This window comes from Corallococcus sp. CA041A, assembly GCF_003612075.1.
GTDB lineage: Bacteria > Myxococcota > Myxococcia > Myxococcales > Myxococcaceae > Corallococcus > Corallococcus exiguus.
The window spans coordinates 1-7,122 of sequence record NZ_RAWF01000378.1 but is presented as its reverse complement, the minus strand read 5'-3'; the positions used below and the strand labels follow the sequence as shown (position 1 = coordinate 7,122).

5 protein-coding genes are annotated in these 7,122 nt (G+C 69.6%); 3 read left to right on the top strand and 2 right to left on the bottom strand.

Features of this window, described 5'->3' with window-relative positions; translation table 11 throughout:
- Positions 1–1,495, top strand: a 1,495-nt coding sequence (locus D7V77_RS39065; protein WP_233597503.1) for a hypothetical protein, incomplete at its 5' end; no start/stop codon positions are given.
- A 62-nt stretch (positions 1,496–1,557) separates the two neighbouring features.
- Here the strand turns inward: D7V77_RS39065 and D7V77_RS39060 are convergent.
- Positions 1,558–1,821, bottom strand: a complete 264-nt coding sequence (locus D7V77_RS39060) for a hypothetical protein (protein ID WP_120581294.1) — start codon at positions 1,819–1,821, stop codon at positions 1,558–1,560.
- A 174-nt stretch (positions 1,822–1,995) separates the two neighbouring features.
- Positions 1,996–4,845: a fused MFS/spermidine synthase gene (locus tag D7V77_RS45850; protein WP_304485889.1), complete on the bottom strand. Its 2,850-nt coding sequence runs from the start codon at positions 4,843–4,845 to the stop codon at positions 1,996–1,998.
- 76 nt (positions 4,846–4,921) lie between these two features.
- Here D7V77_RS45850 and D7V77_RS39050 point away from each other — a divergent pair, with 76 nt between their 5' ends.
- Both D7V77_RS39050 and D7V77_RS39045 read left to right on the top strand, forming a co-directional pair.
- Positions 4,922–5,908 (top strand): sensor histidine kinase KdpD, encoded by a 987-nt coding sequence (locus D7V77_RS39050; protein ID WP_120581292.1) that lies wholly within the window; start codon positions 4,922–4,924, stop codon positions 5,906–5,908.
- A 7-nt stretch (positions 5,909–5,915) separates the two neighbouring features.
- The coding region (locus D7V77_RS39045) for a sigma-54 dependent transcriptional regulator (RefSeq protein ID WP_147452306.1) at positions 5,916–7,122 on the top strand (1,207 nt) is incomplete at its 3' end.

Below are 7,122 nucleotides of genomic sequence, written 5' to 3'. Positions count from 1 at the left end.
GCCCCACCCGAACACCATGCGGCTCCGCGCCCTCCTGCCCGCCCCAGTGGCCCTGTTCACGCTGGGGCTCATCCTCTGGCTGGGGTTCCTTCCCCTTCGCAACTACGACCTGTTCTTCCACCTGGCGGGGGGCCGCTACGTGCTGGAGCACGGCTTCAACCCCGTGGACCCGTTCAGCGTGACGGGCACCGCGGGCTGGGTCCCCCACGAGTGGGGCTTCGGCGTGCTCTGCGTCCTGCTCATCAAGGCCCTGGGCGCCGCCGGTCCCTCGCTCCTCGTCGCCTCACTTGTCGCTGCCAACGTGCTCCTGCTCTGGGTCGCCCTGCGGCGCGCGGACGCCCAACCCTCCCATCTCCTCGTCCTCGCCTGTCTGGGATTGGTGTCGGGCGTCCAGGCCTCCACCTGGCTCCAGGAACGTCCCTTCCATCTGGGACACCTGCTCTTCGTCCTCGCCGCCCTGGGCGTCCAGGCCTGGCGCCGGGGAAATACGCGGGTGCTCTGGGCCTTCCCGCTCCTGGGACTCGTCTGGGCCAACCTGCACGGCAGCTGGCTCCTGGGCCCTGCGCTGCTTGCGTCCACCGCGATGGGCACGGCCCTGGATGACCGCACGCCCGCGTCGCTCCGGCGCTGCGGGGCCGCGCTCGCTGCGGCGCTCGCGATGTTCCTCGTCGCGGGCCTGTCGCCGGACGGCCCCCGCATCTACCTGTATCCGCTCCAGCACTCGCTGCTCTCCTCCACCCAGCACATCAACGAGTGGCGCCCGCTGGACCTGGATGCAGGCTGGAGTTGGGTCTACCTCTTCCTCTTCGGTGCGTGCCTCTTCGTCATCGGCCGGGCCCGCGTGCGGCGCGCCGCTGCCCTCCTGCCCGCGCTCGTGCTGGGCATCGCCGCGCTGAAGGTCCAGCGCCATGCGCCGTTCGCGTCCGTGCTCCTCGCCCTCACGCTGGTGGAGCACGCGCGCACGAGCGACGCGCCCGCCCTCCCCCGCTTCCTGTCGTGGCTGGAGCACCCCATCGCCACCTGGAGCACCGGAACGTCCCTGGCGCTGTGGCCCACCGTCCTGCTGGCCGGTCTGTTCGCGCTGAACGCAGCCGCACCCCGCCCCGTGGAGATGGGCACGCACCCCAACATCCCCCTGTCCGTGCTCCAGACACTGAGCCAACAGCCTCCGGGCCGCGTGCTCAACCGCTTCATCATGGGCGGCCCCATCTCCTACTTCGCGGGTGCCCCGTACAAGGTCTACATCGACAGCCGGAATGATCCGTTCCCCGCCGCCATCCACCAGGCCTATGAGCGGCTCGTGTGGTCCGAGCCCGGCTGGGAGCAGGCGCTGGAGGCCTATGATCCAGACTACGTCGTCTGGGACACGGAGAACCCGGGCAACCTCCTGCTGGATCACCTCCAGAAGCGCGGCGGCTGGCGCGAGCTGGCGAAGGCGAACGGCTGGGTCCTCTGGGCGCGGGAGCGCACGAGGACGACCGCTTCACCCCCCTGAAACACGAATGGCAGGCCCTTCCAGTTGGAGGGACCTGCCATTCACCGAAGCCCGGAAGCGGCTCAGTAGGTGTTGTTCTGACCGAAGGACTTCATGGTCTTCTTGTTCAGCGTGTCGTTGGACACCTGGCCGTCGTTGGCCACGTTGTCGTTACCGGCCAGGGCCGCCGCGGAGGCGCCGAACAGCTTGCGGATGTTGTCACCGAACAGCGTGATCACGCCGATGGCGGCGATCGCGATCAGGGCAACGATGATGATGTACTCGGTCATGCCCTGACCACGGTTCTTGCGGAACTGCTTCTTCGGGGCCTTCGCGATCGCGTTCATGGGAAACTCCGGGGGTCGTTGCAGCGGTGGAAAGACACACCCTGCGGGAAGTCAGGGTCGATACGGACAGTACAACGGGCGGGCAAGCACCTCCATCCGTCAACGGGAGGATGGGGGGGCCGGATCAAGGAATATCGCGGGTCTGGCACCACTCAAGGTTTCATTCCCCCTGTTTCAGGGCGCTCCGGGCGCCGCCGTGGGCATACGGCGGGTCCTCCCGCAGGCGTCCGGAGGAAGGGCCTCGCAGTACGCCTTGAACGCCCTCTGCAGCTTCGCGTCCTGGGGGTGGAGCACCGCCACCTCGCGGCCCACCGCCAGCGCCCCGTCCGCGTTCATCGGCGTCCACACCGTGCGCGAGGCCCAGGTCCGGGCCGTCACCAGCTTCAGGTACTCCGTCACCAGCTCCGGGGAACGGCCGCCCCGCGCCACCTCCGGCTCCAGCAGCGATGCCGCCAGGGTCAGGTCCCCCTGCGCCAGCACCGCCCGGCCCAGCGCGAGCGCCGACGCGGGATCCTCCGGCGCCAGCGAACGCCACAGCGCCGCCACGCCCCGGACGGTCGGATCCTTGTCCGAGTGGTAGCGCTCCACGTTGCGGTACAGCCCCGCGGCCTGCTCGGCGGTGGGCGGATAATCGCGCAGGTACTGGTGCAGGAGCAGCCCGGGCCCTGTCTCCGGCGACCGGCGCTCGTCGTTCACGCGCACGTCCAGGTTCGCCAGGAAGAACGCCACCGGCGACGCGTACTCCAGCAGGTTGTGGTCGTCCGTGTTGATGGGCCCCTCGCCCGCGAAGTCCTTCTGGCCTGCCTCGGTGTGCACCTGCTTGGACAGCAGGCCGAACAGGTCGTTGATCTCCACCCGCGACAGGTCCGCCTTCACGTCCGGCCGGGCCATGCGCGCGGCCACCTCCGCCGCGTTGAACGACAGCGGCTTGCGGCTGGCCACCATCACCAGGTCCTCCGGGCCCAGCCACGTCGTGGCGTGCGGGAAGGTGTCCTGCAGCGTGCGGATCACCAGCCGCACCAGTTCGCGGTTGCTCTCGTAGGTGTGGATCCACTGCACCATCACGCCGTCGTCCGTCAGGTGCTTGTCCACCAGCTGGAAGAAGTCGCGCGTGAAGAGGCCGGACACGCCTGTCACCCAGGGGTTGGAGGGCACGCTGATGATGAGGTCGTACTGCATGGGCGCCAGCGCCATGAACGTCTTCGCGTCGTCGATGTGCACGTGCGTGCGCGGATCATCCACCGCGTTGCGGTTGTCCGCCTTGAACAGGCGCGCCGCATCGATGACCGCCGGGGAGATTTCGACCATGTCCAGGCGCTCCACCGGGTGCGCCAGCACGCTGCCCGTGGTGATGGCCGCGCCCGAGCCGATGACGAGCACGTTCTTCGGGTCGCGCGGGTGCAGCAGCGCGCCCAGGTGGCCCGCCATCACCTGCGTCTCGATGTCGCTCCCGTTCGACGCGTCCGTCTTCCCGTTGATCTTCATGAAGCGCAGGTTGTCGCTCGGCAGGTCCCCCACCATCACCGTGGCGAAGGTGTCGTCCGCGTAGAAGCGCGGGACGATGGCCTTCTCCGTGCTCTCCACCAACTTCGCGTAGCTGTCCGGCGGCTTCTGGTGCGCGCGGATCGCCGCGATGTTGGACAGCCGCTGCGGCCAGCCGTGCATGCCGCCCAGCACCACCACCGCCAGCACCGCCGTCACGCCCACCGGCGCCAGCGTCCGCCACGCGGGCACCGCGCTTGCGCCCTCCCCTTCCTTCGGCGCGGACAGCGCGTGGAACGCCAGCGCCGCGGAGAGGAGGTTCGCCACCGCCCCCGCGATGAAGTTGCCCTGCATGCCCCAGAAGGGCATCAGCACCAGCCCGCCCAGCACGGAGCCAGAGAGCGTGCCCGCCGTGTTCCACAGGTACACGCCGCCCAGCTGGCGCCCCACCTCGGACACCTTCGCCGTGGCCACGCGGGCCGCCGCCGGAAACGCGATGCCCATGATGAACGTGGGCACCAGCAGCACCAGGCAGCAGAACGCGAAGGTGATGCCCTGGAAGACAGGCCACGTCTCCACCGCGCGCGTGAGCATCCACTCCGACCAGCGGAACAGGTGCGGCAGCCGCACGTACAGGGGCAGCGCCACGCAGAGACTCAACACCAGCCCCACCTGCGTCCAGCCATACAGCTTCAGCGAGTCCCCGCCCTCCTTGCGCGTCATCAGCCAGAAGCTGCCCAGGCCGATGCCCAGGATGAACGCCGTCAGGATGAGCGTGAAGGCATACGTGGACGCCCCCAGCACGATGGACAGCAGGCGGATCCACGTCACCTGGTACAGCATGGACGTGAAGCCCGACAGCATCACGCCCACGAGCGCGGCCCGCACCGCCCGCCGGGGATAGGCCACGTCCTCCGCGCCCGCCGCCGCCCCCACTGTCACCGCCGGTGGGTGCTGACGTGCCAGCGCCAGCGCCGCCAGTGCGAGCAGCACGTTGATGCCCGCGGCCAGCTTCGCGGACGCGGACAGGCCCACCAGCGGAACCAGCCGCGTGCCCGCCACGTAGACGCCCACCGCCGCGCCCAGGCTGTTGATGGCATACAGCCGCGCCAGCTCCTTGCGCACCCCGGCGAGGCTCGCCGCGAAGTGGCGCACCAATGCCGGCAGCGTGCCGCCCATGAGCAGCGTGGGCACCACCAGGGACAGCGAGGACACGAGCAGGCGCGGCGCCACCCGCAGGCCCTCCGGCACGTGGGGCGCCAGGGTCAGCCACAGGTGCTCCAGCGCCCCCAGGACGTATGGGAACGCCAGCGCGTACAGGCCCACGCCCAGTTCCAGCACGCCATAGAGCGCCAGGGGGTTCTTCACCCGGTCCGCTGTCCGCCCGAAGACAAACGCCCCCAGCGCCAGCCCCCCCATGAACGTGGCCAGCACGACGGCGTGCGCCTGGCCGCTGTTGCCCAGCACGTTCCCCAGGTATTTGGACCAGACCAGCTCGTAGACGAGCGCCGTGGCCCCGGACAGGAACAGAAGGGCCGCCACAAGGTTCTTCGGAGGACGTGCGGTGCTGGTCATAAGGACAGCGCTCGACGTTACCCGGTATGTTTCAGGTCCACCAATGAACGCCCATCTCCTGCAAGCCGCGCAGCTCGCCTGGTCTCCCAACCTCCGGGTGACACGCGCCGAAGGTGACTGCGCCCAGGTGCTGCGCCGCGACGCCAAGGCGCTCGTGGGCATGTCCCTGCACACCGCGCTGGGGGTTCCCCAGGAGCGTGCCCGCGAACTGGATGCGCGCGCGCGCGAGGACCGCCGCGCGGTGGAGTTCGTCACCCTCTCCGCGGGAGGCCCCACCGGCAACCCGCCCGCCAACCACCTGCGGCTCGTGCTGGGCATGGACGGCGAGGAGGCCGCCGCGGGCGTGCTCGACCTGGGCACCGTGCTGGAGGGCGCCCCGCCGGTGCAGATCTCCAAGCTGTCCTCGTCCCTCAGCCATGAGATCCGCAACCCGCTCTCCTCCGTGAAGATGGCGGTGCAGACGCTGGCCCGGAACACCGGCCTGTCGGACCGGGACAAGCGGCGGCTCACCATCGCCAACCGCGAGATCCGCACCATGGAGCGCATGCTCTGGCTGCTCTCCGAATACGGCCGCGAGAGCGCCGCGAACCTGGACGCCCACGCCCTGCGCTCGGTCGTCCAGGAGGCGACCGCCATGGTGGCCCCGGAACTGGCCGAGCGCCGCATCGAGGTGGATGTGAAGGAAGAGGCGGACCTGCCCCGCGTGAGGGTGGATCCCAACCGGTTGAGGCCCGTGCTCGCTCAAGTCCTGCTCAACGTGGCCATGGGCCTGCCCGAAGAGGGCCGCGTCCAGGTGACGCTGCGCCAGGACGACCCCGGCCACGTCAGCCTCATCCTGGATGATCCAGCCGCGGCCCTGCCTCCGGATGAGCGGGGCACGCTGTTCGACCCTTTCGGCTCGCGGCTGGCGCGGGGCGCGGGGCTGTCCCTGGCCGCCCTGCGGCGGGTGATGACGGGTGTGGGGGGCGACGTGGCGGCCCAGGGGAGCGCGGAACCGGGGATGGTGTTCACGCTGACGTTCGCCGCCTGAGGACCCCATGGAGACCCTCCTCATCGTCGACGATGACGTGTCGCTGCTCGAAACCCTCACGATGCATTTCGAGGAGATAGAGCAGGACGACGGGCAGCCGCGCTACCAGGTGGTGACGGCCACCAGCGCGGCCGCGGGACTCAAGGCCGCCCAGGAGAACATGCCCAGCGTGGTCATCCTGGACATGATGCTCCCGGACCGCACGGGCCTGGAGATCATCGAGGAGATGAAGGGCCTGTGCGGCGACGCGCGCATCATCCTCGTCACCGCCTACCACGACATGGAGACGACCATCCGGGCCATGAAGGCCGGTGCGTTCGACTACATCCACAAGCCCTTCCCGGATCCGGCCGCCCTGGACCTCGTCGTGGAGCGCGCGCTGGAGTACCGCCAGCTGTCGCGCCGCGCGGATGAAGTCCACCGCGAGAACGCCGTCGTCCGACTGGGCGACATCGTGGGCACCAGCCCCTCCATGCAGCAGCTGGTGAAGGAGATTGGCAAGGTCGCGAGCAGCACCGCGACGGTGCTGATCAACGGCGAGAGCGGCACGGGCAAGGAGCTCATCGCCCGCGTCATCCACAACTACTCCTACGACGAGCCCCGCCCCTTCATCGGCATCAACTGCTCCGCCATCGTGGACACGCTGCTGGAGAGCGAGCTGTTCGGCCACGAGAAGGGCGCCTTCACCGGCGCGGTCGCCGGCAAGCCCGGCAAGTTCGAGCTGGCCGAGGACGGCACCGTCTTCCTGGACGAGATTGGCGACATGTCGCTGATGCTCCAGGCGAAGCTGTTGCGCGTGCTCCAGGAGCGCGAGTTCGAGCGCGTGGGCGGCGTCAAGCGCGTGAAGCTGCGCGCTCGCGTCATCGCCGCCACCCACCGCCACCTCGCGGACGAGGTGGACCAGGGCCGCTTCCGCGAGGACCTCTACCAGCGCCTCAAGGTGATTACCCTCGTCATCCCGCCTTTGCGTGAACGGCGCGAGGACATCCCCCCGCTCGTGAAGCACCTCTTGGAGCGCATCAACGAGAAGGTGCACAAGCGCGTCACCCGCGTGCCCCACGAGGTGATGGAGCGCCTCACGCGCCTGCCCTGGCGCGGCAACGTGCGCGAACTGGAGAACGTCCTCACCCGCGCAGTGGTGCTCGCGCCGGGTGACGTGCTCCGGGGTGACGACCTGCCCGCCCTGGAGGCGACCCCCTCAGGCCCCATGGACC